The sequence below is a fragment of the Streptomyces beijiangensis genome, assembly GCF_017315755.1.
Classification (GTDB): Bacteria; Actinomycetota; Actinomycetes; order Streptomycetales; family Streptomycetaceae; genus Streptomyces; species Streptomyces beijiangensis.
This window is the reverse complement of sequence record NZ_JAFLRJ010000117.1, coordinates 1-22,923: the sequence shown is the minus strand read 5'-3', so window position 1 is coordinate 22,923 and position 22,923 is coordinate 1. Positions and strand designations below refer to the sequence as shown.

The 22,923-nt window shown below is 70.3% G+C and carries 22 protein-coding genes; 13 read left to right on the top strand and 9 right to left on the bottom strand.

Features of this window, described 5'->3' with window-relative positions:
• The first annotated feature begins 94 nt into the window (after positions 1–94).
• Both J0695_RS13310 and cobC read left to right on the top strand, forming a co-directional pair.
• Complete coding sequence (locus J0695_RS13310) at positions 95–988, top strand: sirohydrochlorin chelatase (protein WP_206962212.1); 894 nt, start codon at positions 95–97, stop codon at positions 986–988.
• Positions 972–2,027 carry an Rv2231c family histidinol phosphate aminotransferase CobC gene (gene cobC / locus J0695_RS13305; protein WP_206962211.1) on the top strand — a complete coding sequence of 352 codons (1,056 nt, stop codon included), beginning with the start codon at positions 972–974 and terminating at the stop codon, positions 2,025–2,027. The genes J0695_RS13310 and cobC overlap by 17 nt, the downstream gene beginning before the upstream one ends.
• A gap of 1 nt (position 2,028) precedes the next feature.
• Here the strand turns inward: cobC and J0695_RS13300 are convergent, their stop codons facing one another.
• Both J0695_RS13300 and J0695_RS13295 read right to left on the bottom strand, forming a co-directional pair.
• Positions 2,029–2,385, bottom strand: coding sequence for a group I truncated hemoglobin (locus J0695_RS13300; RefSeq protein ID WP_206962210.1), 357 nt, complete (start codon positions 2,383–2,385; stop codon positions 2,029–2,031).
• Positions 2,386–2,498: 113 nt separating this feature from the next.
• Complete coding sequence (locus tag J0695_RS13295) at positions 2,499–3,443, bottom strand: SCO1860 family LAETG-anchored protein (RefSeq protein ID WP_206962209.1); 945 nt, start codon at positions 3,441–3,443, stop codon at positions 2,499–2,501.
• 352 nt (positions 3,444–3,795) lie between these two features.
• On the opposite strand from J0695_RS13295, the gene J0695_RS13290 reads away from it, so the two are divergent.
• Complete coding sequence (locus tag J0695_RS13290; protein WP_206962208.1) at positions 3,796–5,238, top strand: arylsulfatase; 1,443 nt, start codon at positions 3,796–3,798, stop codon at positions 5,236–5,238.
• Between the two features lie 10 nt (positions 5,239–5,248).
• Here J0695_RS13290 and J0695_RS13285 read toward each other — a convergent pair whose 3' ends face one another.
• On the bottom strand, positions 5,249–6,334 hold the full coding sequence (locus J0695_RS13285; protein ID WP_206962207.1) for an amidohydrolase family protein: 1,086 nt from the start codon (positions 6,332–6,334) through the stop codon (positions 5,249–5,251).
• Between the two features lie 71 nt (positions 6,335–6,405).
• Between J0695_RS13285 and J0695_RS13280 the strand changes: the two genes are divergently transcribed.
• Entirely contained in the window at positions 6,406–7,512 is a 1,107-nt protein-coding gene (locus J0695_RS13280; RefSeq protein WP_206962206.1) for a pyridoxal-phosphate-dependent aminotransferase family protein, read from the top strand.
• Positions 7,513–7,570: 58 nt separating this feature from the next.
• On the opposite strand, the gene J0695_RS13275 is transcribed toward J0695_RS13280, so the two are convergent.
• Positions 7,571–10,660: a phosphocholine-specific phospholipase C gene (locus tag J0695_RS13275; RefSeq protein ID WP_206962205.1), complete on the bottom strand. Its 3,090-nt coding sequence runs from the start codon at positions 10,658–10,660 to the stop codon at positions 7,571–7,573.
• Between the two features lie 466 nt (positions 10,661–11,126).
• Between J0695_RS13275 and ectA the strand changes: the two genes are divergently transcribed.
• The 4 genes from ectA to thpD are packed head-to-tail and all read left to right on the top strand — an operon-like array spanning position 11,127 to position 14,354.
• The gene (ectA, locus tag J0695_RS13270) at positions 11,127–11,639 is read left to right on the top strand and encodes a diaminobutyrate acetyltransferase (RefSeq protein ID WP_206962204.1); all 513 of its coding nucleotides are present in this window, start codon (positions 11,127–11,129) and stop codon (positions 11,637–11,639) included.
• A 25-nt stretch (positions 11,640–11,664) separates the two neighbouring features.
• Complete coding sequence (ectB, locus tag J0695_RS13265) at positions 11,665–12,990, top strand: diaminobutyrate--2-oxoglutarate transaminase (RefSeq protein WP_307798603.1); 1,326 nt, start codon at positions 11,665–11,667, stop codon at positions 12,988–12,990.
• 57 nt (positions 12,991–13,047) lie between these two features.
• Positions 13,048–13,446 carry an ectoine synthase gene (locus tag J0695_RS13260; RefSeq protein WP_206962203.1) on the top strand — a complete coding sequence of 133 codons (399 nt, stop codon included), beginning with the start codon at positions 13,048–13,050 and terminating at the stop codon, positions 13,444–13,446.
• A 14-nt stretch (positions 13,447–13,460) separates the two neighbouring features.
• Positions 13,461–14,354 (top strand): ectoine hydroxylase, encoded by an 894-nt coding sequence (gene thpD, locus J0695_RS13255; protein ID WP_206962220.1) that lies wholly within the window; start codon positions 13,461–13,463, stop codon positions 14,352–14,354.
• A 31-nt stretch (positions 14,355–14,385) separates the two neighbouring features.
• Here the strand turns inward: thpD and J0695_RS13250 are convergent, their stop codons facing one another.
• Positions 14,386–14,892: a tetratricopeptide repeat protein gene (locus J0695_RS13250; RefSeq protein WP_206962202.1), complete on the bottom strand. Its 507-nt coding sequence runs from the start codon at positions 14,890–14,892 to the stop codon at positions 14,386–14,388.
• Positions 14,893–14,984: 92 nt separating this feature from the next.
• Between J0695_RS13250 and J0695_RS13245 the strand changes: the two genes are divergently transcribed.
• The 5 genes from J0695_RS13245 (at position 14,985) to J0695_RS13225 (ending at position 19,226) form a co-directional block, all read left to right on the top strand.
• Positions 14,985–15,662 (top strand): hypothetical protein, encoded by a 678-nt coding sequence (locus J0695_RS13245; RefSeq protein WP_206962219.1) that lies wholly within the window; start codon positions 14,985–14,987, stop codon positions 15,660–15,662.
• A gap of 108 nt (positions 15,663–15,770) precedes the next feature.
• Positions 15,771–16,694, top strand: a complete 924-nt coding sequence (locus J0695_RS13240; protein ID WP_206962201.1) for an ABC transporter ATP-binding protein — start codon at positions 15,771–15,773, stop codon at positions 16,692–16,694.
• Entirely contained in the window at positions 16,691–17,410 is a 720-nt protein-coding gene (locus J0695_RS13235; RefSeq protein ID WP_206962200.1) for an ABC transporter permease, read from the top strand. The genes J0695_RS13240 and J0695_RS13235 overlap by 4 nt, the downstream gene beginning before the upstream one ends.
• On the top strand, positions 17,407–18,564 hold the full coding sequence (locus J0695_RS13230; protein ID WP_206962199.1) for a sensor histidine kinase: 1,158 nt from the start codon (positions 17,407–17,409) through the stop codon (positions 18,562–18,564). The genes J0695_RS13235 and J0695_RS13230 overlap by 4 nt, the downstream gene beginning before the upstream one ends.
• Positions 18,561–19,226 (top strand): response regulator, encoded by a 666-nt coding sequence (locus tag J0695_RS13225; RefSeq protein ID WP_206962198.1) that lies wholly within the window; start codon positions 18,561–18,563, stop codon positions 19,224–19,226. Before J0695_RS13230 ends, J0695_RS13225 begins: the two co-directional genes overlap by 4 nt.
• Here the strand turns inward: J0695_RS13225 and J0695_RS13220 are convergent.
• The 4 genes from J0695_RS13220 to J0695_RS13205 are packed head-to-tail and all read right to left on the bottom strand — an operon-like array spanning position 19,187 to position 22,913.
• On the bottom strand, positions 19,187–19,960 hold the full coding sequence (locus J0695_RS13220) for a class I SAM-dependent methyltransferase (protein ID WP_206962197.1): 774 nt from the start codon (positions 19,958–19,960) through the stop codon (positions 19,187–19,189). The two genes, J0695_RS13225 and J0695_RS13220, sit on opposite strands and share 40 nt — an antisense overlap.
• A gap of 56 nt (positions 19,961–20,016) precedes the next feature.
• Positions 20,017–21,045, bottom strand: a complete 1,029-nt coding sequence (locus tag J0695_RS13215) for a LacI family DNA-binding transcriptional regulator (protein ID WP_206962196.1) — start codon at positions 21,043–21,045, stop codon at positions 20,017–20,019.
• A 39-nt stretch (positions 21,046–21,084) separates the two neighbouring features.
• Positions 21,085–21,960, bottom strand: coding sequence for a carbohydrate ABC transporter permease (locus J0695_RS13210; protein WP_206962195.1), 876 nt, complete (start codon positions 21,958–21,960; stop codon positions 21,085–21,087).
• A complete protein-coding gene (locus J0695_RS13205; protein WP_206962218.1) occupies positions 21,957–22,913 on the bottom strand; it encodes a carbohydrate ABC transporter permease in 957 nt (318 codons plus the stop codon). Before J0695_RS13205 ends, J0695_RS13210 begins: the two co-directional genes overlap by 4 nt.
• Between the last annotated feature and the right edge of the window lie 10 nt (positions 22,914–22,923).

The following is a 22,923-nucleotide window of genomic DNA, read 5'->3' as shown; positions in this document are numbered from 1 at the left end:
TCGACAACGTTACGGAAAAGGGCGGTTCCGCGGTCGCGGCCGCCGCCCCACTTGCACTGTCTGCAATTTTTGCACTGTTCCACAAGGAGATCGCGTGACCACCCCCCAGCCCGCACTGCTCGTCGCCGGACACGGCACCCGGGACGAAGCGGGGGCCGAGGCCTTCCGTTCGTTCGTCGCCGAACTGGGCGCCAGGCACCCCGAGATCGCCGTCGCAGGCGGCTTCATCGAGCTCTCGCCTCCGCCGCTCGGCGACGCGGTGACCGAGCTCGTCGAGCGGGGCGCCAAACGCTTCGCCGCCGTACCCCTGATGCTCGTGTCGGCCGGGCACGCCAAGGGCGACATACCCGCCGCGCTCTCGCGCGAGAAGGAGCGCCACCCGGGGATCTCGTACACCTACGGGCGTCCGCTCGGGCCGCACCCGGGGCTGCTCGCCGTACTGGAGCGTCGTATCGACGAGGTGACCGAGGGTCTTGAGCGCTCCGAGGTGACCGTGCTGCTCGTGGGGCGCGGGTCGACCGACCCCGACGCCAACGCCGAGGTGTACAAGGCGGCTCGGCTGCTCTGGGAGGGGCGCGGTTACGCGGGCGTGGAGACGGCGTTCATCTCGCTCGCCGCGCCCGACGTGCCCAGCGGGCTCGACCGGTGCGTGGCGCTGGGCGCGCGGAAGGTCGTCGTGCTGCCGTACTTCCTCTTCACCGGAATCCTGCCCGACCGGGTGCGTACGCAGACCGACGCATGGGACCGCGCACATCCGGCCACCGAGGTCCGGTCGGCCGGGGTCATCGGCGCGACCGATGAGCTGCTCGACCTGGTCATGGAGCGCTACCGCGAGGCCGTCAAGGGCGACATCCGGATGAACTGCGACACCTGCGTCTACCGCATCGCGCTCCCCGGCTTCGAGGACAAGGTGGGATTGGCACAGCAGCCCCACTTCCACCCCGACGACGACGGCCACCACAATCACCACCATGCACATACGCACTGACGGCCACGACCTCCGTCACCACGGCGACTCCGAGGTCAGGGATCACGATCTGACCGACCTCGCGGTCAATGTCAGGGCCGGCACTCCCCCGGACTGGCTGCGCGAGCGCATCGCGGGCTCGCTCTCCGCGCTGGCCGCTTATCCCGACGGGCGGGCGGCCCGTGCGGCGGTCGCGGAGCGGCACGGGCTGCCGGTGGAGCGGGTGCTGCTGACGGCGGGGGCTGCGGAGGCGTTCGTACTCCTCGCGCGGGCGCTCGCCGTACGGCGGCCCGTCGTCGTGCATCCGCAGTTCACCGAGCCGGAGGCCGCGCTGCGGGACGCGGGGCACGAGGTGGGGCGGGTGCTGCTGCGCGAGGCGGACGGGTTCCGGCTCGATCCGGCGGCCGTTCCCGAGGACGCGGATCTGGTGGTGGTCGGCAATCCGACCAATCCGACGTCCGTGCTGCACCCGGCGGAGGATCTGGTGCGGCTCGCCCGTCCCGGGCGGGTGCTGGTGGTCGACGAGGCCTTCATGGACGCGGTTCCCGGAGAGCGCGAGGCGCTGGCCGGGCGCACCGACGTGCCCGGGCTCGTCGTGCTGCGCAGCCTCACCAAGACCTGGGGTCTGGCGGGGCTGCGGATCGGTTACGTACTCGCCGAGCCCGAGACCGTCGCCTGCCTGGAGCGGGCGCAGCCGCTGTGGCCCGTCTCGACGCCCGCCCTCACGGCGGCCGAGGCGTGTTCGGGGCCCGCCGCGCTCGCGGAGGCCGGGGCGGCAGCACTGCGGATCGCCGCGGACCGGGCCCATCTCCTGGCCGGGCTCGCGGAGTTCGACGAGGTGCAGGCCGTGGAGACGGCCGAGGGGCCATTCGTTCTCGTACGGGTGGAACGTGCGGATCTGGTGCGGGAGCGGCTGCGGACGCTCGGTTTCGCGGCCAGGCGCGGGGACACGTTTCCCGGGCTCGGGCCGCAGTGGCTGCGTCTCGCCGTACGCGACCGGGTGACGACGAACCGCTTTCTGCAGGCCCTGGACCAGGCGCTGGTCTTCGTCGGCCGGTGACTCAGCCCGTGACGATGTCGGACTTCAGCGGGGCGAGCGCGCCGCCGATCGTGGAGATGGTGGCCTCGTCGACGCCGGCTTCGGCCAGTGCGGCGGCGAGGTGGCCGACGACCCGGTCGAAGTCCTCGCCGCGGACGGCGAGCGGTGCGTGGGCCTCGCGCATGGCGCGGCCTTCGTACGAAGCGGTGGCGCCCAGCGCCTGGCCGACGAAGTCGCGCTGGTGCGCCTTGAGCGCCCCTAGGTCGGCGCCGGTGAAGTAGGGGCTCAACTCCGGGTCGCCGAGCACCCGTTCGTAGAAGAGGTCGACGACCGCGGAAACGGCGGGAGCTCCGCCGATGCGCTCATAGATGGTGTCCATGGGACAGGAGCGTAAGGGTGGAAGCCCGGATTCAGAACATGCGTGCGAGTGGGTGGGTGAATGGGGTGAGTTGAGGGCCGCCCCGCCCCCGGTGGCCCTCAACTCGGTCCGTGTCAGCGCCGGTTGCGGCCGCGGGCCAGTACGAGCGCGCCGCCGCCCGCGACGACCAGCGCCAGCGCGCCGCCCGCGATGTACGGGGTCATGGAGTTGCCGCCGGTCTCGGCGAGGTTCTGCTCCTTCGCGACGGTCTTGACCGCGACCGGGTCCTTGGCCGTCTGCTCCTTCACACCACCGCCGCTGCCGCCGGTGCTGCCCCCCTCGTGTGTGGCGGGCGCCTTGGGCGACTCGCACTTCGCCTCGGCGAGGGTGATGTCACCGGTCACTTCGGCGACGTTGAGGTTCAGCGGGTTGACCGACACTCTCAGCTGCAGTGCGGTCGCGGCCGCCGTGCGCGAGGTGGTGTGCGTCTTGGACAGGTCGAGGGTGACCTCGCCCACCGCGGGGACCGCGATCCGCGTCGTACCGCCGGTGGAGACGGTGACCTTCTTGCCGAGCACCGTCACATGGCCCAGGAGGTTGGAGTCGGCGTACGGGCGCTTGCCCGCCTCGCAGACCGCCTTGGAGGTGACCTGCTGGACCTCGACCAGGGAGAGCAGCGGAAGGCCGGGGAGGTGGATCTTGGCGTGCGCCAGGTTCACGTACCCCTCGGCCTTGTGCGCGTCGACCGTGGCCTTCGCGGTGGCCACATCGGCGCGCAGGATGCTGAACGGCCTGTTGCGGTCGACGCTGTCCAGCTTCACGGTCAGCGCGGTCTTCTCGGCACTCGCCGGTGCCCGGACGTCGTTCAGGGTGACGTTCAGCGGTACGTCGACGGTCTTGTTGAGCAGCGAGACGTCGAGTCCGGTACGGAGCACGACGGCACTCGCCTTTCCGCCGCCGTCCGTGGCGTGCGCGGGGGCGGCGGCGAGCAGGACCGCGGGGCCGGTGGTCAGTGCGGCGGCCACCAGAGCGGCGGCTGCGCGACGGCGTGCGGGCATGCGGAAGGTGTTGCTGTTCAAGGCGGTGGAACCCCCACAAGAGACATGAAGCCACCGGGCGCCCGCCGATGGGGGACATCACGGGCGCCGATCGGTGACTGAGACACGGGAATCTTTACGCACTGAGAGTGAATGAACAGCAACCTGGCGTGAGTTCACCCCAAAGGGGGGTTTCCGCGCTGATATTCGAATCTTTCGGCACGTGCGTTCCTGTGGGCCTCCTGTTTCACACGTATGCCGGAGCAGGCGCGAGGAGGTGTAACGAAACGCACCGGCTCCGCGTCACGCTCCGGTCAACACCGGCACCACCTCTCGGCGCCCGGCGCCACCTGCGATCATGCCGGGAACCGTACAACTGCCCTAGGAGCGCCCGGTGTCCGCATCGCCCCGCAATGTCGTGCTGATCTGTGTCGACCAGTGGCGCGGCGACTGTCTCTCCGGGGCCGGGCATCCCGTCGTACGCACCCCGTACCTGGACCAGCTCGCGGGCCGCGGGGCGCGGTTCGACCGGGCCTACTCCGCGGTGCCGTCCTGCATCCCCGCGCGGGCCGCGCTGCACACCGGTCTCGCGCAGGAGTCGCACGGGCGTACCGGCTACCGGGACGGGGTGCCGTGGGAGTACCCGACCACGCTGGCCGGGGAGTTCGGGCGCCACGGCTACCAGACGCGGGCCATCGGCAAGCTGCACACGTACCCCGAGCGCAACCGGCTCGGCTTCGACGAGGTGACGCTGCACGACGGCTATCTGCACTTCGCCCGTGAGCGCGGCCGCGATCCGCGCTTCCACGACGACTACCTGGCATGGCTGGAGCGCCAGCCGGGCGAGGTGCCGGGCTCCGACTACGCGGACAACGGGCTCGACTGCAACAGCGTCGTGGCGCGGCCGTGGGACCGGGCGGAGCGGCTGCACCCCACCAACTGGGTGGTGAGCGAGGCGATCGACTTCCTGTATCGCCGGGATCCTACGGCTCCGTTTCTGCTGCACCTGTCGTTCCACCGGCCGCATCCGCCGTACGACCCGCCGCGCTGGGCCTTCGAGCAGTACGCGGGGGCGCCGCAGTACGAGCCGGTGCGCGGGGACTGGGCGGACGCCCTGGAGGGGTGGCGCGACGACTCGCGGGCCGACGCCAACTTGGCCTCGTACGACGCCGGTACGGTGCAGCGGGCGCGGGCCGGCTACTACGGGCACATGTCCCACATCGACCAGCAGATCCAGCGGTTCGTCGCGGCACTGGGGGAGTTCGGGCTGGGCGAGGACACCTGGATCTGCTTCACGTCCGACCACGGCGAGATGCTGGGCGAGCACGGGCTCTGGCGCAAGGCGTATCCGTACGAGGGCTCGGCGCGCGTCCCTCTGATCCTGGCGGGGCCGCCGGGCGAACTCCCGCGCGGAAGCGCCCCGTCGGAGGTCGTCGAGCTGCGCGATGTGATGCCGACGCTGCTGGAGTGCGCGGGGCTCGCGGTGCCGGACGGGCTCGACGGGCGCAGTGTCCTGCCGCTGGCCCGCGGGGAGGACGTTGCGGACTGGCGGCCTTATCTGCACGGCGAGCACACCCTGTTCGGGGAGTCGATGCAGTGGCTCACCGACGGGCGCGAGAAGTATGTGTGGTTCTCGGGGGGTGGGCGTGAGCAGCTCTTCGATCTGGTGGCTGATCCTCAGGAGCTCCATGACCTGGCCGCGGACGGGGCCGAGCGTGTGACGCTGTGGCGGTCGCGGCTGGTCGATGTCCTTCGTGGGCGGCCTGAGGGATTTGTCGAGGGCGACTCGCTGGTCGTGGGGCGGCCCGCGGCGGAGGTGCAGCCGGGGGTGGCGTGAGCTGGTCCTGTCAGCCGACCACTCGGCCGTTCAGGATGACGCAGCGTGGGGCCGCCAGGACCCGGTGGTCCTGGCGCGGGTCCGTTTCGTACACCACCAGGTCCGCGGGTGCGCCCTCCTCCAGGCCCGGGCGGCCCAGCCACCGCCGTGCGCCCCAGGCCGTCGCCGACAGGGCGTCCAGCGTCGGGATGCCCGCCTTCACCAGCTCCGCCACCTCGGCCGCGACCAGGCCGTGCGGGAGGGTGCCGCCCGCGTCCGTACCCACGAAGAGCGGGACGCCCGCGTCGTAGGCCGCCCGCACCGTGTCGTAGCGGCGCGCGTGCAGGTCGCGCATATGGGCCGACCAGCGCGGGTACTTCTCGTCGCCGCCCGCGGCGAGGTTCGGGAAGGTGGCGATGTTGACCAGGGTCGGGACGATCGCGACGCCGCGCTCGGCGAAGAGCGGGATGGTGTCCTCGGTGAGGCCCGTGGCGTGCTCGATGCAGTCGATGCCCGCCTCGACGAGGTCGCGGAGCGAGTCCTCCGCGAAGCAGTGGGCCGTGACCCTGGCGCCGAGGCGGTGCGCCTCCGCGATGGCCTCGTCGAGTGCGCCGCGCGGCCAGCAGGCGGACAGGTCGCCCGTGGAGCGGTCGATCCAGTCGCCGACCAGCTTGACCCAGCCGTCGCCCCTGCGTGCCTCCCTGGCGACGTAGGCGGTCAGGTCCCCGGGCTCGATCTCGTGGGCGAATCCCCGGATGTAGCGGCGGGTACGGGCGATGTGCCGGCCCGCGCGGATGATCTTGGGGAGGTCCTCCCTGGCGTCCGTCCAGCGGGTGTCGGACGGCGATCCCGCGTCCCGCAGCAGCAGCGTCCCCAGGTCGCGGTCCGTCAGCGCCTGCTTCTCGCTCGTCGCCTCGTCGACCGCGCCGTGCGGTCCGAGCCCCACATGGCAGTGCGCGTCGACCAGTCCGGGCAGCACCCAGCCCTCGACGACGGCGGCCTCGGCGGCCGGGCGCTCGTACGTGATCCGCCCGCCGACCACCCACAGCTCGTCCCGTACGTCCTCGGGTCCGGCCAGCACCCGCCCCTTCACATGCAGCACCGCGTGATCGCTCATGTGCCGACCCTAGAACGCCGTAGGTACCCTCGTTGCGGCAGCCCGAACGAACTCGCGAAGAGAGCACGACCGTGACGCACCCCTTCCTCGACCTCGCCCCGCTCACCGCCGCGCACTTCGCGGGCATCGAGCGCCGCGTCGCCTCCCTGCTCTCCACCGAGCAGGACGTCGTGATCATGCAGGGCGAGGCCCTGCTCCCGCTGGAGGGCTGCATCCGCTCCGGCGCCGTGCCGGGATCGACCGCCCTCAATGTGATCACAGGACCGTACGGACAGACCTTCGGCGACTGGCTGCGCGACTGCGGGGTCACCGTGGTCGACCTGGCGGTGCCCTTCCACACCGCGGTCACCGCCGCCCAGGTCCGAGAGGCCCTCGCCGAGCACCCGGAGATCGACTTCGTCTCGCTGGTGCACGCGGAGGCGGCCACCGGCAACACCAACCCGGTCGCGGAGATCGGTGAGGTCGTGCGCGAGCACGGGGCCCTCTTCTACCTGGACGCGGTGGCGTCGATCGGCGCCGAGCCGGTGCTGCCGGACGCCTGGGGTGTCGACATGTGCGTCATCGGCGCGCAGAAGGCGATGGGCGGGCCCGCCGGCGTCTCGGCGGTGTCCGTGAGCGAGCGCGCCTGGGCGCGGTTCGCGGCGAACCCGGCCGCGCCCCGCCGCTCGTACCTCTCCCTCCTGGACTGGAAGGCGCGCTGGATCGACGGCGGCCGCAAGGCGCTGCCGCACGCTCCCGCGCAGCTGGAGATGCTGGCGCTGGAGGCGTGCATCGAGCGGATCGAGGCCGAGGGCCTGGACGCGGTGACGGCCCGTCACGCGCGGGCCGCCGCGGCGACCCGTGCGGGTGCTCTCGCGCTGGGCGGCGGTCTTGAGCCGTATGTGTACGAAGCCGCCGACGCCGCGCCCGTCGCCACAACTCTCCGCTCCCCAGCCGGTGTTGACGCCTCGGAGCTGGTCGCGAAGGCGCTGGCCGCCGATCCGACGCTGCCGCTGATCGCGGGCGGCGGGGCGCTGGCCAAGGAGATGATCCGTATCAACCACTACGGTCCCGATGCCACCCAGGGCGTGGTGCACTCCTCGCTCGCCGCGCTCGGTTCCGCGCTGGGCGGGACGGGGGCCGCCGTGGACCTGGAGTCGGCGCGCCGGGCGGTCACCGATACCTGGCTGAACGCCTGACGCACTGAACCGACGGCCGGGCGGGGGAGGCTCCTCCCCCGCCCGGCCGCGTCTGCCGCTACTCCGTGACCGGCTCGGTACCGAGCCGGACGTGGTCCACGGCCCAGTACCAGTTGTTGCCGGCGTCGTACATCCGGAAGCGCAGTGTCACGCTCTTCGCGCCATCGGGGACCGTCAACTCCTTGGCGACGAAGGTGTTCTCGGCGTCGGCCGAACCCGGTCCGTACGTCAGCAGCACCTGCTCCTGGCCGCTGTCGAAGACGGCCCGCACCTCGGCCTTCTGCGGGTCCTCCTGCCGGTAGTGCGAGTCGAAGCCGAGATACAGCTTGGTCGCGCCTGCGGGTACGGGGGCCGCCGGGGAGACCAGCGTCGAGTCGAACTTCCCCTTGCCGGACGGCGATCCGGTGTCGTCCCAGTCGTCAGGGTCGGCGACCGCGATCACACCCAGCGCCTTGCCGAAGTTGGCCCTGTCCTGGCCGCCGGTCGCCCAGGACCGCTTCGTCAGGAACGTCCAGCCCTGCAACTCCTTGGTGCCCTGCGGCATCTGGGCGGCGTTGACGACCGACCAGCCGGCCGGTGCTGTCGCCGTCCAGCCGAGGATCCCGGCGCGCGGCTGGAGCTTGTCGGTGACGGACTGGAAGTCCTCACCGACGAGGTATCCGGCCATGGACGGGGCGATACGGGTCAGCAGCTCGCCCTCGGCCAGCCGCAGCCCGTCCCTGGCCCGGCCGCGTACGACCGCGAGCAGGCGCCCGGTGTTGTACGCCTTCGCCGTGGCGGCCGGGGTGACGTCCCAGCTCACGCTGTACGAGGCCCCTGCGGCCAGCGTCCTGGGCGCGTGGGCCGTCGCTGCCCTGGCCTGCCAGCCGGCCGGGGCGCTCAGCGCGGTCTCGACGTCCGTGAGGGTGTTCTCGCCCCGGTTGGTGACGGTGGCGGTGAAGCGGGTCGCGGTGCCCGCGGCGACGACAGGCTCGTCACCGGCGGCAGAGGTGACCTCGACGGCGAGCGCCTCGGGGAGGCCCATCGCGGGGTCGGTGACGCCGGGTCTGCGGTCGCCGAAGCGCGCGGCGAAGCGGCGCAGGTGGTGCGGGTCGTCGGCGGCGGTGACGGCGATGTCGTACCAGCGCTCGGCGGGCACCTTGACCGTGATGTGCCGGGTGTCGCGTGCGGGGACGCGGAGTTCGCGCACTCCCCCGCCGTAGGCGAGGTCGCCGACGAGGACGGTACGGGCGCGGCGGCCCCGGTTGGAGACCTCCACGGTGAGGCGGCCGCGGTCGTGGTCCTCGTCGACGCGCGCGTCGAGCGGTGCGCTGTCGTTGCCGCGCAGGTGCCAGAGGTAGCCGTTGGGGCCGTGGACGCGCAGGTCGTAGCCGTCCGGACCCGCTGTCCAGGTGTCGGAGAGCGAGGCGCCCGCGCCGACCGTGTAGTGGCGCGGGACGGTGCCGGGCTCCGGGTAGACCTGGAAGACGGCGGCCTGGCGGCCCCGGTTGCGGAAGGTCAGTTCGGCCTTGCCGTCACGGATACGCGAGGTGACCCGAAGCGCGTACGGGACGGCGCGTGCGGGCTGGGTGCCGCGCTGCTGCCTGGGGAAGAACTGCGGGCTGGGCACGGCGATGGTGGGCTTGGACGCGGCGGCCTTGCTCTTGGCCACATTGCCGCTGGTGTCGGGGAGCCGGGGCCAGGCGATCTCCTCGCCGGAGAAGTCGAAGACCGAGGTGAGGTCGCCGGTGACGGAGCGCCGCCAGTCGCTGATGTTGGGCTCGTGGACGCCGAATCGGCGTTCCAGGAACTTGATGACCGAGGTGTGGTCGAAGACGGCGGAGTCCACGACGCCGCCGCGCGTCCAGGGCGATACGACCATCATCGGCACCCGGATGCCCAGGCCGAGCGCGTGCGGCCCCGAGACGAGCTTCTCGCCCACGGGGAGGGTCGCGGACCAACCGAGCGCCCCGTCGGCTGACTTGACGCGGTAGCGGCCGTCCTGGCCGACGACCCGCATCTGGGTCTTGCCCGCGGCGGTGGTCACCCGTACGACGACTTCGCCGTCCGGGTTCGCGGTGGACTTGCCGCGCCCGGCGGCGAGCGGCGGGACGGGCGGCAGGACGTGGTCGAAGAAGCCGCCGTGCTCGTCGTAGTTGAGGATGAAGGCGGTCTTGGCCCAGACCTCCGGGTTGGCGGCGAGCGCCTCGACGAGGCGCGCGGTGAGGTCCTCACCGTCCGGCGGCGGGTAGTCCGCGTGCTCGGAGAGTGCGGCGGGCGCGACCAGCCAGGAGACCTGCGGGAGGCTGCCGCTGTCGATGTCGGCCTTGAAGGCGGCGACCAGCGCGTCGCCCATGGCGTGCGGGTCGCCCGCCTGTGCGGGGTCGCCGACCATCGTCATGCCGCGGTCGTGCAGGGGTTCGCCGGGCCTGGCGTCGTGGAAGGGCTTGAACCAGGCGAGGGCGTTGTCGTCGAAGTTGTCGCGCGCCTGGTACGTCTTCCAGCTGATGCCCGCCTTCTCCAGGCGCTCGGCGTACGTCGTCCAGGTGTAACCGGCGGCGGTCTCGGTGTTGTCGTGGACCGCGATGTCGCTGACGGTGCCGCCGCTGGTCCCCGTCATGAAGTACTCACGGTTGGGGTTGGTGCTGGTCTGCATCGACGCGTGGTAGTTGTCGCAGATGGTGAACGTCGAGGCGAGCGCGGAGTAGAAGGGCATGTCGGCGGACTCGTAGAAGCCCTGGCCGAGATAGCCCGAGCCGCGGCCGTTGACGTAGCCGTCGCCGAGTCCGTCGCGCCACAGCGACTGGGAGTCGATGAAGCCGAAGGCTGCGGCGCCCTGCCGGTAGGCGTTGGTGTGGGCGGCGTTCATCGCGAAGGGCAGCAGATAGCCCTCGGTGCGCGAGGGGTCGGGCTGGTGGAAGACGGATCTTCCGTTGGTGGTGCGTATCGCGGTGCGGTCGCCGAGACCGCGCACCCCGCGCTGGGTGCCGAAGTAGTGGTCGAACGCGCGGTTCTCCTGCATGAAGACGACGACGTGCTCGATGTCGTCGAGTCGGCCGGGCTTGGCGGGTGCGGCGAGTGCGGTGCGCACACTCAGCGGCAGGGCGGACAGCACCGCGGCTCCGGCGGCGCCGCCGAGCAGGGTGCGCCGTGAGACGTCGAGGGACATGGCTGGCTAGCTCCTTGGCTCATCCTTGGGTCCAGACCCGTTATGGATACGAGACTTTGGCGGCCAAGGCCAGAGGTACGCGTGAACGGAGACCGAACCTTGGAGGGCGGGGGCACGACACAGGCCCGTCCCGCGTTTATCGGCAACTCCGAATAGTGGAATTGCAAATGCAGAACAGGCCCCTTTTCCAGCACAGCTTCCCATTTCCTCCTGCCCCGTTTTCTCGACCCTAAACGCTAGAGTTTCAACAAGAAGGAACCTCGTAATTCGGGCGCGCTTCGCAGCCGTTACGGGCATGTGACCGACACCACAAGGTGGTTGCTTTGACCGTTATTTCCGGCGCAAAACGCACCAATTCACCAGAGTCTCGTGCGAGGCCCGCGCCCGCGCGATAACACATTCTGCCCCGCCGGCCAACCCTGCCCCAGAATGCATTTTTTGAATTCGCTGGGTAAATTTCTTCAACATGACCGAATTCCTGGAGCTGGAGATCGACACCCCGCGAGTGGAGGACGGAGCCGCGATCTGGCGCATCGCCCGCGACTCCGAGGTGCTGGACCTCAACTCCTCGTACAGCTACCTGCTGTGGTGCCGCGACTTTGCCGCGACCTCCGTCGTGGCGCGCGGCGCCGGCGGGGAGCCCATCGGCTTCGTCACCGGCTACGTACGCCCCGAGCGCCCCGAGGCCCTGGTCGTCTGGCAGGTGGCCGTCGACCGGGCACACCGCGGACGCGGGCTGGCCGGCGTGCTGCTCGACGCACTGACCGCCAAGGTCACCGCGGCGGGCACGGTGCGGGAGATCGAGACGACCGTCACCCCGGACAACACCGCCTCCGACCGGCTGTTCGCCTCGTACGCGGAACGCCACGGTGCGTCACTGACCCGCGAGGTCCTCTTCGACGGCGCGCTGTTCCCCGACGAGGGAACGGCTCATGAGCCAGAGGTCCTGTACCGCATCAGCCACGTCCCGGCCGCCTGACACCCCCCACCACAGGAGACCCGCTGTGACCATCACCCCGCCTGCCCGCCCGTCTCCCACCACCGCCCTCAACCGAGAGCCCTACGGCCTCACCCCTCCGGATCTGAGCGTCTTCGAGACCCTGGAGTCCGAGGTACGCAGTTACTGCCGCAGCTGGCCCGCCGTGTTCGACCGTGCGCAGGGCAGCTACCTCCACGACGAGGACGGCCACACCTACCTGGACTTCTTCGCCGGTGCCGGGTCGCTCAACTACGGCCACAACAACCCGGTCCTGAAACGGGCGCTGATCGACTACATCGAGCGCGACGGCATCACCCACGGGCTCGACATGGCGACCACCGCCAAGCGCGCCTTCCTGGAGTCCTTCCAGAACGTGATCCTGCGCCCGCGCGACCTCCCGTACAAGGTGATGTTCCCGGGCCCGACGGGCACCAACGCCGTGGAGTCGGCGCTCAAGCTGGCCCGCAAGGTCAAGGGCCGCGAGTCCGTCGTCTCCTTCACCAACGCCTTCCACGGCATGTCGCTCGGCTCGCTCGCCGTCACCGGCAACGCCTTCAAGCGCGCCGGCGCCGGCATCCCGCTGGTGCACGGCACCCCGATGCCGTTCGACAACTACTTCGACGGCACGGTCCCGGACTTCATCTGGTTCGAGCGGCTGCTCGAAGACCAGGGCTCCGGCCTCAACAAGCCCGCCGCCGTGATCGTCGAGACGGTCCAGGGCGAAGGCGGCATCAACGTCGCCCGCGCCGAGTGGCTGCGCGCGCTGCAGGACCTGTGCCACCGCCAGGACATGCTGCTGATCGTCGACGACATCCAGATGGGCTGCGGCCGTACCGGCGCCTTCTTCTCCTTCGAGGAGGCGGGGATCGTCCCGGACATCGTCACCCTCTCGAAGTCCATCAGCGGCTACGGAATGCCCATGTCGCTCTGCCTGTTCAAGCCGGAGCTGGACATCTGGGAGCCGGGCGAGCACAACGGCACCTTCCGCGGCAACAACCCGGCGTTCGTCACCGCCACCGCGACGCTCGACACCTACTGGGCCGACGACCAGATGGAGAAGCAGACGCTGGCCCGCGGCGAGCAGGTCGAGCGCGCGCTGCTCGACATCGTCGACGAGATGGACGCGATCGGCGTCGGCTTCCGCGGCCGCGGCCTGGTCTGGGGCATGGAGTTCGACGACAAGGCGCGCGCCACCGCCGTCACCCGCCGCGCCTTCGAGCTCGGGCTGCTCCTGGAGACCTCCGGACCGCAGAGCGAGGTCGTCAAACTGCTGCCGCCGCTGACCATCAGCCCCGAGGAGCTGGACGAGGGACTGCGCATCCTGGCCCGCTCCGTACGCGAGACCGCCTGACCCCCACCCCCCCCCCCCCGCGACCCACCGACCCCCACCGGAAGGAATCAACCCACCGTGATCGTCCGCTCGTTCAAGGACATCGAGAACACCGACCGCCACGTGAAGGCCGCCACCGGAACCTGGGAGAGCAAGCGCATCGTGCTCGCCAAGGAGAAGGTCGGCTTCTCACTCCACGAAACCGTGCTGTACGCGGGTACGGAGACGTCGATGTGGTACGCGAACCACATCGAGGCCGTCCTGTGCACCGAGGGCGAGGCCGAGCTCACCAACGACGAGACCGGCGAGACCCACTGGATCTCCCCCGGCACGATGTACCTGTTGGACGGCCACGAGCGCCACACCATGCGCCCCAAGACCGATTTCCGCTGCGTCTGTGTCTTCAACCCCCCCGTCACCGGACGGGAGGACCACGACGAGAACGGCGTCTACCCGCTGCTGACCGAGGAGGTCTGATCCCCATGACCGACGTGCTCACCAACATACGAGCCGATCTCTATCCATCCCGCGGTAGGACCGAGGTGGTCACCCCGCGCCAGGACCCGGTCGTCTGGTCTCCGCCCGGAGCCCCCGGACCGGTCTCCCAGGCCGACCTCCAGGGCTTCGAGCGCAACGGATTCCTCACCGTCGACCAGCTCGTGGCACCGGATGAAGTGACGGTCTACCAGGCCGAGTTGGACAGGCTCATCGCCGATCCCGGGGTACGGGCCGACGAGCGCTCGATCATCGAGCCGAAGTCGCAGTCGGTGCGGTCGGTCTTCGAGGTCCACAAGCTCAGCGAGGTCTTCGCCCGCCTCGTCAGCGACGAGCGCGTGGTGGGCCGGGCCCGCCAGATCCTGGGCTCGGACGTGTACGTCCACCAGTCGAGGATCAACGTCAAGCCCGGCTTCGGCGCCTCCGGCTTCTACTGGCACTCGGACTTCGAGACCTGGCACGCCGAGGACGGTCTGGCGAACATGCGGACCGTGTCGGTCTCGATCGCGCTGACCGAGAACCTCGACACCAACGGCGGCTTGATGATCATGCCGGGCTCGCACAAGCAGTTCCTCGGGTGCGCGGGCGAGACGCCGAAGGACAACTACAAGAAGTCCCTGCAGATGCAGGACGCCGGCATCCCGTCGGACGAGGCCCTGACGACGATGGCCGACCGGCACGGCATCAAGCTCTTCACCGGGGCCGCCGGTTCGGCGACCTGGTTCGACTGCAACGCGATGCACGGCTCGGGCGACAACATCACCCCGTACGCGCGCAGCAATGTCTTCATCGTCTTCAACAGCGTGGAGAACGCGGCGGTCGAGCCCTTCGCAGCACCGGTACGGCGACCCGAGTTCATCGGGTCGCGAGACTTCACCCCGGTGCGCTGACCAGCGCGACGCGGTCGGGCAGACCCCCCTCTTACTGCTCGACCGCGTCGAGGTCGTCCGCGTAGTGCTCGATCGCGCGCCGGTACTCCCGCACCCGCCGGTCCGCGCTGGACGACGCCAGCACCCTGAGCAGCGTCCCCACCGCCTCGCGCGAGTCGCCCGTGTTGTAGAGCGCCATGGCCAGGAAGGCCTGCAGGGCGGCGTCGTCCGGGAATTCGTCCAGGCCCCTGCGCAGGGTCCGCAGCGCCTCCTCGTACCGGCCGAGGATCCGGTAGGTGGAGCCGAGACCCAGGAACACCCCGTGCCGGTCCTCCCCCGCGAGCCCCGGGACACTCAACGCCCGCTCGTAGAACGGGACGGCCCCGGCTTCGAGGCCGAGCACATCGTGCACCCACGCCGTCTGGTAGGCGACCTCGGCACTCCGCGGATACTCCTCCGCCAGTTCCAGCAGCCGCTCGCGCGCCTGCTCGGGTTGCCCCTGTTCCCGCAGTCGTACGGCTTCGGCCAGAGCCGCGCCCCATTCATGATCACCGTTCATGACGAGCCACGCTCGCACGACGGGGAGCCTCGGGCAAGGCGAAATGCGGTGGCGCGCCGCGCGTCCCGTACGGCACCATCACGCGCGTGATCATGGACAACAACACCCTGGTGCGCGCGGCCGCCCTCAACAACGCCGAATGGTGCGACGCGCTCTCGCGGACGCACGGCGTGGCGGGCGAGTTCGGCGCCACCGCCTGGACGGCCCCCCGGCGCACGCCGCCGTTCTATCCGGACGCGGTGACACTCACCGCCGATGCCGACGCCGGGCAGATCCTGGGGCGGGTCGACACCGCGTCGGGCGGCTGCTCGGTGAAGGACAGTTACGCCGGTCTGGACCTGACGGCGGCGGGCTTCGACGTCCTCTTCGAAGCGCAGTGGATCCATCGGCCAGCCGACAGGTCAACTCCCGCTGCTGGAGGGCCACTTCGGTGGAGGCGGGTAGATGCGGACGACGAGCTGTCCGCCTGGGAGACCGCCTGGGACGGCGGGGTCACCGACCTCTTCCGCCCGGACCTGCTCACCGACGAGGCCGTCGCCGTGCTCGCAGGATTCAACGGCTCCACGATCGTCGCGGGAGCCGTCGCGAACCGGAGCACCTCGGTCGTCGGCCTCTCCAACACCTTCGGCAACTGGCCGGGCGCGCTGCCGCAGATCGCACAACTCTGGCCCGGACTCCCGCTCGTCGGGTACGAGTCCGGCGACGACCTCGACGCCGCGCTCGGCCAGGGGTTCGAGGCGGTAGGTCCGCTGCGCGTCTGGCTGGGCTGAGTCGCCTTCGGTGGGAAGGCGCCCGGCGGTGATCTCCTCCCCTGGTGGGAGATCGGGTTTCGACCGTGGGCGGATGACCGGGAGATCGCCACGCCGGAAGCTTCGGGCATGACTTCTTCGCGAACATCCGTCGGGGACCCGGCGGCCATCAGGGTCGAGGGGCTGACCAAGCGTTATGGCCGGAGAACGGCGGTCGACGACCTGTCGTTCACGGTCGGGACCGGAAGGGTGACAGGGTTCTTCGGCCCGAACGGGGCAGGGAAGACCACCGCACTCAAAGCGGTCGTCGGATTGGCGCGGCCGACAGCGGGCCGGGCGTTCGTACGGGGCACGCCAGTTACGACGCTCAGGCCCGACGCCCGGCTGCTCGGCGTGCACATCGAGCCGTGCGGGGCCCACCCCGGCCGGACCGGTCGGGCTCATCTGCGGTCGCTGGCCGCGCTCGCCGGACTGCCCCGCCGCCGGGTCGGTGAGGTCCTGGAACTCGTCGGGCTTGAGGAGGCGGCCCGGCGCAGGGTCGGGAAGTATTCGATGGGCATGCGGCAGCGGCTCGGGCTCGCCGCAGCGCTCCTGGGCGATCCGGAGATCCTGGTGCTGGACGAGCCGGTGAACGGCCTGGACCCGCAGGGCATCCGCTGGTTGCGCACGCTGCTGCGGGAGCGGGCCGCGAACGGTGGCACGGTCCTGCTGTCCAGCCACATGTTGGGCGAGGCCGCCCAGACCGTCGACGACGTCATCATGATCGACCGGGGCCGGCTGGTCCACAACGGCACGATCCGGGACCTCGAACAGTCCGGGGAGAGCGTGGTCGTCGTACGCACCGCCGAGGCCGAACGCCTGTCGAGGCTGGTGGCCGCGGCCGGTGGCCGCACTCAGCGCGATGACGGAGGCGGGCTGCTGATCGAAGGGCTCGACGTCACGGAGGTCGCACGGCTGGCCCAGCGCGGCGGCGTCCTGCTGGAGGAGATCGCCCAGCGGACCGCATCACTGGAAGATGTGTTTTTCGGTCTCACGGGAGGGGCGGACCGTTGAGTCATCTGCTGCGAGGCGAACTGATCAAGACCGTGACCACCCGGACCGTGCTGGGATTCGCGGTGGGCGGGGTCGTGTTCGCGGTCCTCAACGTTCTGGTGATCGCGGTGGCGTCGGGCACGCTGGACAAGGTTCCCGAGAAGGAGGAGGCCCTGGCGGGGCTGCCGATCCTGCTGCTGCTCTGGGGGCTGGTCGGCGCGGCCGGGGAGTACCGGCACCGAACGGCCGCACCGGCGGCTCTGGTTGGCCGCCGTGACCGCGGGGTCGTGCTGTCGGCGAGAATCGTGGCGTACGCGCTGACAGGTCTCCTGCTCGGCACGCTGACGACCATCGTGTCGGTCGGACTTGCACTGCCGCTGCTGAGTGACCAGCCGGGTCCCGATCTCACCTCGGGAGACATCGGTGCCGTCGTGGCGGGCAACCTCGTAGCGTTCGTCCTGTCCGCGATCCTGGGTGCCGCCCTCGGTGCCCTGATCCGTAGCCCGGTCCTGGGAGTGGTCGTCCTGCTGATCGTGAACTTCGCCGTGGTCCCACTGCTGTCCGGCGTCTCGGAATCGGGCGTCAATCTCACGCCGTTCGGCGCGGCCGGGATTCTGAGCCGGATGACGCACAACACGACCCTGTCGATGGTCGGGGCCGGATGGGTACTGGCCGCATGGACGGTCGCCATCACCCTGGTCGCGGTCATCGTCGAGCGACGGCGCGATCTGGCGTGAATCAGCTCCACCGGCGGGCCCGGGCGGCGTACGACCTGCTGGTCGCGCGCCGCTCGGCCCTGTTCGACCTCGCGCTGGCGGTGATCACGACCGGAGTGGAGCTGGGGCTGCTCTTCGACGACGGGACGACGGTCGGCGTCATTCCGGTCGTGGTGACGGTACTTGTCGGCGCCGTCCTGCTCCTCCGCCGCCGCGCACCCTTGACGGTGCTCATCACGGCCTGTGCAGGTGCCGCGCTGCTCGTGGCGCTGGGTTACTCGCCGGGCGGGGCTCCCATCGTGGTCGCCCTCGCCTCGCTCGCCGACCTGCGCGACCGAAGGGTGTCGGGGGCGGTGCTCGTCCCGACGGCGCTGTTCCTGCTTCTCGCGAGCATCTCCTCGCTGCCCATCCCGATCGGCGCGTGGGCCCTCGGCTCGTATCTGCAGACACGGAGGCGCTACACCTGGGCGCTGGAGGATCGCGCGGCCACCCTGGAACGCGAGCGCGACCAGCTCGACCAGATCGCGGCCCAGCGGGAGCGCACTTCCATCGCCCGCGAACTCCACGACATCGTCGCCCATTCGGTCACCGTCATGCTGATCGGCGTACGCGGCGCCCGGGACGTCCTGCCGACCGATCCCCAGGTCGCGGCTGAGACACTGGAACAGGTCGAGGCCAGCGCGGAGCAGAGCCTGGCCGAGTTACGCCGGATCCTCGGCCTGCTGCGCACTGCGGACAACCACGCGCAGTGGCGACCGCAGCCGTCGCTCGGCCAACTCACCGAGTTGGTTTCCGGATACCGGACTGCCGGGATGCCGGTACGGCTTGAACTCACCGGCGAGGCCCGGGCTCTGGCCGGCGGCCTGGAGCTGTCGGCCTACCGGATCGTCGAGGAGGCGCTGACCAACGTGCTCAAACACACCGACCCCACCCAGGTCACGGTGACGCTCCACTACGGCAGGACTCAGTTGGACGTCACGGTCGAAGACGACGGCGGCGGAGGCGGAGGCGGAGGCGGAGGCGGAGGCGGAGGCGATCCGGTCTCGTCGGCCGCCGGGCACGGCATCCTCGGGATGCGGGAGCGGGCGGCAGTGGCGGGCGGCAGCCTGGACGCCCGCCGTACCGCCGTCGGATTCCTGGTGACCGCCCGGCTCCCCGTCGGGGAGGCGGCATGACGATCCGCCTTCTGATCGTCGACGACCAGGAGCTGATCCGCACCGGCTTCCGGCTGTTCCTGCAGACCCAGGACGACCTCGAGGTAGTCGGCGAAGCCGCCGACGGCCACGAAGCACTCACCCAGGCCGCTGTACTGCGCCCCGACGTGATCCTGATGGACATCCGCATGCCGCGCATGGACGGAGTCGAGGCCACCTCCCGGCTGACCGCCTCCGGATCCTCGCCCCGGGTGCTGATCCTCACCACGTATGACCTGGACGAATACGTCTTCGGCGCACTGCGGGCGGGCGCGTCGGGTTTCCTGCTCAAGGACGCCTCGCGCAACCGCCTGCTGGAGGCGATCCATGTCGTGCACGCCGGCGAGGCCCTGCTGTCGCCGTCGATCACCCGCAGGCTGATCGAGGACTACGCCACCCGCACCGAACCGCTCCGGCCCCGGGCCAAGATGCTGGCCGTTCTCACTCCCCGGGAACGGGAGATCCTCCTCCTGGTGGCCAGGGGCCTGTCGAACCCGGAGATCGCCGCGCACCTGGTCGTGACCGAGGCGACGGTGAAGAGCCACATCGGCAGCATGTTCGCCAAGCTCCATCTGCGTGACCGCGCCCAAGCGGTGGTCTTCGCCTACGAGAACGGCTTCGTGCTCCCAGGCAGCTCGGGCTGACGTACGGCGACCGTGATGATCTCCGGGCTGACCGAGGTCAGCGGGGTGCGGTCCCAGTCGCCGTACTGATCGACCGTCACCAGACCGGCCTCCGTGAGGTACGAGGCGAGGGCCTCGGGAGCGAGGAACCTGAGCGTGCTGCGGCTGACCCTGGGCGTGGGCCAGGCCGGGCCCGTGTAGGTGTGCGTGAAGGACACCCTGTCGCCGGTCACCGGGGTCTCGACCTCGCACACCGTCCGTACCGTCCCACCATCGGCGTCCCGTACCTCCGACGAGTACTCCTCGTGCCAGCCCTCCCAGGCGCGGACCGCCGGGTTGCGCGTCTCGAAGGCGAAGCGGCCGCCGGGCTGCAGCGCGTCCCGGATCGCGCGCAGCGCGCTGCGCAGTTCGTCGTCCTCCAGGAAGACCTGGAAGGCGTGTCCGCTCATGACGATCAGGTCGAACTCCCGGTCCCAGGCGGCCGATCCGAGACCGCCGAGCATCCACTGGATGTCCGTACGCCCCCGGGCGATCTCCAGCATTCCCGGCGCCGGGTCGAGGCCGACGAGCCGTCCGGTGTGCCCTGCCCTGCGGGCTTCGTGCAGCAGGGTGCCCGTACCGCAGCCGACGTCGAGTACGGCTTCCGCGGACATCACCAGGGGAAGGTAGAAGGCGAAGTCGTCGCGCGGCCCGGCGGAATTCAGCGTGTCGTACAAGGCGGCGAGGGCAGGGTCGGTGAACTCTTCGTTGGCCATCGGCACAAGGTGCCAAGGCGACTGCGTATCTGCAACTGGATTGCTGCGACCGCCCGCTAGGCGGAGTCCCTCACCACCAGCTCCGTCGGCAGTATCACCGCCGCGGTGTCCTCGCCGGCGATCTGGGCGAGGAGCACGCGCACCATCTCGGCGCTGATGCGGTCGAAGGGCTGGCGCATCGTGGTGAGCGCCGGGCTGACCGCGGTGGCCGCCGGGGAGTCGTCGAATCCGCCGACCGCGATGTCGTCGGGGATCACGCGCCCGGCGCGCTGGAGCGTGGAGACGACCCCCTGCGCCATGAGGTCGGAGGCGACGAACACGGCGTCCATGTCGGGTGCCTGGTCGAGGAGTTGGGATGCGGCCGCCTCGCCGCCGGACCGCCGGTAGTCGCCCTCGACGACCAGCGCCGGGTCGTACGGCAGCTCCGACTCGGCCAGTACGTCGCGGTACCCGGCCAGGCGTTCCGTACCGCCGGGGGTGTCGAGCGGACCGGTGATCATGCCGATCCGCCGGCGGCCTGTGGAGACGAGGTGGCGGACCATCTCATGGGCGCCTTCGCGCTCGTCCACCGCGACGTAACTCACCTTCCCGCCGAAGCCCAGCGGTTTGCCGCACGCCACCAGGGGGATCCCGGCGTCGAGCAGCTCGGCGGTCACCGGGTCGCCGCTGTGGCTGGAGACCAGGAGCACGCCGTCGACATGGCCCGAGGTGATGTAGCGGGTCAGCCGTCGCCGCTCGTCCTCGTTCGAGGCGAGCATCAGCAGCAGCGGGATGTCGTGCCGGGCGAGGTGCTCGGTGCAGCCCCTCAGCAGCACGTTGAAGTTCGGGTCCTCGAAGAACTTCTCCTGCGGCTCGGTCAGCAGGAACGCCACCGAGTCCGAGCGCCCGGTGATCAGACTGCGGGCATGCCGGTTGACGACGTACCCGGTCTTCTTGATGGCCGCGTCCACCGACTTGCGGGCGGTGGCCGAGACGTAGTGGCCGCCGTTCAGGACCCGGGAGACGGTTCCCCGTGAGACGCCCGCCTCCCTCGCCACGTCGTGGACGGTGGGAGGCTTGCGACGTCCGTTCGCGCTGGTGGTCATGACCCTCGTCTGTGCCGGTACGGGTGTGGAGCTGTGCGGTCAGGCCTTCACGGAACCGCTCAGCAGGTCCAGGGACCAGAAACGCTGGATCACCAGGAAGAGCGCGATCAGGGGAACGACCGCGAGCAGGCACCCGGTGATGACCAGTGTATAGAGAGCGGGCTGCGAGGCGCCCTGGGCCATGAGGGTGTAAAGCCCCAGGGTGATCGGGAACTTGGTGTCGTCGGCCAGCATCACGTACGGCAGCAGGAAGTTGTTCCAGATGCCGACGAACTGGAAGAGGAAGACGGTGACCAGGCCCGGCATCATCATCGGGACCGCGATCCTGGAGAAGATGCGCCACTCGCTCGCACCGTCCATCCGGGCCGCCTCAAGAAGTTCGGCGGGGACCGCGGCGCTCGCGTAGATGCGCACCAGATAGACGCCGTACGGGGAGAGGATCGACGGCAGCAGCATCGACCAGTACGAGTCGGCCAGGCCCATCTTCGACATCAGCAGGTACTGCGGGACCGCCAGGACGATGCCCGGTACCAGCACTCCCGCCAGGATCAGCTTGAAGACGAACTCCCGGCCACGGAAGGCGAATCGGCCAAGGGCGTAGCCGCCGGCTGCCGAGACCGCGGCGGACAGGAGGGCTCCGGCGCCCGCGTAGAAGGCGGAGTTGCCCATCCACTGCCAGTAGATGCCGTCGCGGTAGGAGCTCAGCTGGCTGACGTTGTCCATGAAGCCGGAGCCGGGCGACATTGTGAAGGTGGAGAACAGCTCGGAGCGGTCCTTCGTCGACGCCATGACGACCCAGGCCACGGGGATCAGGCAGTAGAGCGCGCCGAGGGCCAGCACGAGTGTGGGGATCCACGCGGTGCGCTTGGCCCGGGAGGGCCGTTCGGTGGTGGCGGTCAGGGTGAGGGGGGTCATGCCTTGTCCTCCCGGGTGAAGCGGTCGGAGATGCGCAGGAGGGTGAAGGACAGGAGGAACGTGGCCGCGGCGAGGACGACCGCGGTGGCGGAGGCCCCGTAGATGTCGGACCTGCCGAAGGCGCTGTCGTAGATGGCCAGCAGCGGGCTCCAGGAGTTGGAGACGCCGTTGGTCAGCGTGCGGAGTGTCTTGGGCTCGGTGAAGACCTGGAGCGTCGCGATCACCGAGAAGAAGAAGGTGAGCACCAGCGAGGGCATCACGATCGGGATCTTGATCCGGAGGGCGATCTTCAGGTTGGACGCACCGTCGATCTTCGCAGCCTCGTAGATCTCCAGAGGGATCGCCCGCAGCGCCGTGTAGATGACGATCATGTTGAAGCCGGTGCCGCCCCAGACCGCGATGTTGGCGAGGGAGAGGTACAGGTTGCCGCCGTCGAACAGGTCGGGCTGCGGGAGGTCGAGCGCGCGCAGCACGTAGTAGAAGGGGCTGACGTCGGGCAGGTAGAGGAAGCCCCACATCACGGCGGCGATGATTCCGGGCACCGCGTACGGGAGGAAGATCGCAAGGCGGGTGAAGGAGGAGCCGCGCACCAGCGGGGTGTCGAGCATCAGCGCGAAGACCAGCGCCAGGCCGAGCATCGTCGGGATGACGATCAGGCCGTACCCGAAGGCGCGCAGGATGCTGTGACCGAACTCGGAGTCCTCGAAGACGGCGGTGTAGTTGCCGATGCCGTTCCAGACCTCGGCGCGGGCGCCGCGGCCGAGTCCCGCGCCCTTGACCTGCACCTTGTGGAGGCTGAGCCAGATCGCGTACCCGATGGGGACGACCGTGAAGGCGGCGAACAGGGTGAGGGTGGGGACCAGGAACCAGTAGGGCGCCGAGCGGCCTCGGCGTCGCGGGCGGCGGGGGCGGACGGGACTGACGGCACCGTCCGCCAAGGGCCCGGCCGTCAGACGGCCGGTG

What these genes read in the sequence shown, in the direction of transcription:
- cobC (WP_206962211.1), top strand. Translation starts at nt 972, where the DNA reads ATGCACATACGCACTGACGGCCACGACCTCCGTCACCACGGCGACTCC.
- J0695_RS13285 (WP_206962207.1), bottom strand. Translation starts at nt 6,334, where the DNA reads ATGAGCGATCACGCGGTGCTGCATGTGAAGGGGCGGGTGCTGGCCGGA.
- J0695_RS13220 (WP_206962197.1), bottom strand. Translation starts at nt 19,960, where the DNA reads ATGGCCAACGAAGAGTTCACCGACCCTGCCCTCGCCGCCTTGTACGAC.
- J0695_RS13240 (WP_206962201.1), top strand. Translation starts at nt 15,771, where the DNA reads ATGACTTCTTCGCGAACATCCGTCGGGGACCCGGCGGCCATCAGGGTC.
- J0695_RS13215 (WP_206962196.1), bottom strand. Translation starts at nt 21,045, where the DNA reads ATGACCACCAGCGCGAACGGACGTCGCAAGCCTCCCACCGTCCACGAC.
- J0695_RS13250 (WP_206962202.1), bottom strand. Translation starts at nt 14,892, where the DNA reads ATGAACGGTGATCATGAATGGGGCGCGGCTCTGGCCGAAGCCGTACGA.
- J0695_RS13300 (WP_206962210.1), bottom strand. Translation starts at nt 2,385, where the DNA reads ATGGACACCATCTATGAGCGCATCGGCGGAGCTCCCGCCGTTTCCGCG.
- J0695_RS13245 (WP_206962219.1), top strand. Translation starts at nt 14,985, where the DNA reads ATGGACAACAACACCCTGGTGCGCGCGGCCGCCCTCAACAACGCCGAA.
- J0695_RS13225 (WP_206962198.1), top strand. Translation starts at nt 18,561, where the DNA reads ATGACGATCCGCCTTCTGATCGTCGACGACCAGGAGCTGATCCGCACC.
- J0695_RS13210 (WP_206962195.1), bottom strand. Translation starts at nt 21,960, where the DNA reads ATGACCCCCCTCACCCTGACCGCCACCACCGAACGGCCCTCCCGGGCC.
- ectA (WP_206962204.1), top strand. Translation starts at nt 11,127, where the DNA reads ATGACCGAATTCCTGGAGCTGGAGATCGACACCCCGCGAGTGGAGGAC.
- J0695_RS13275 (WP_206962205.1), bottom strand. Translation starts at nt 10,660, where the DNA reads ATGTCCCTCGACGTCTCACGGCGCACCCTGCTCGGCGGCGCCGCCGGA.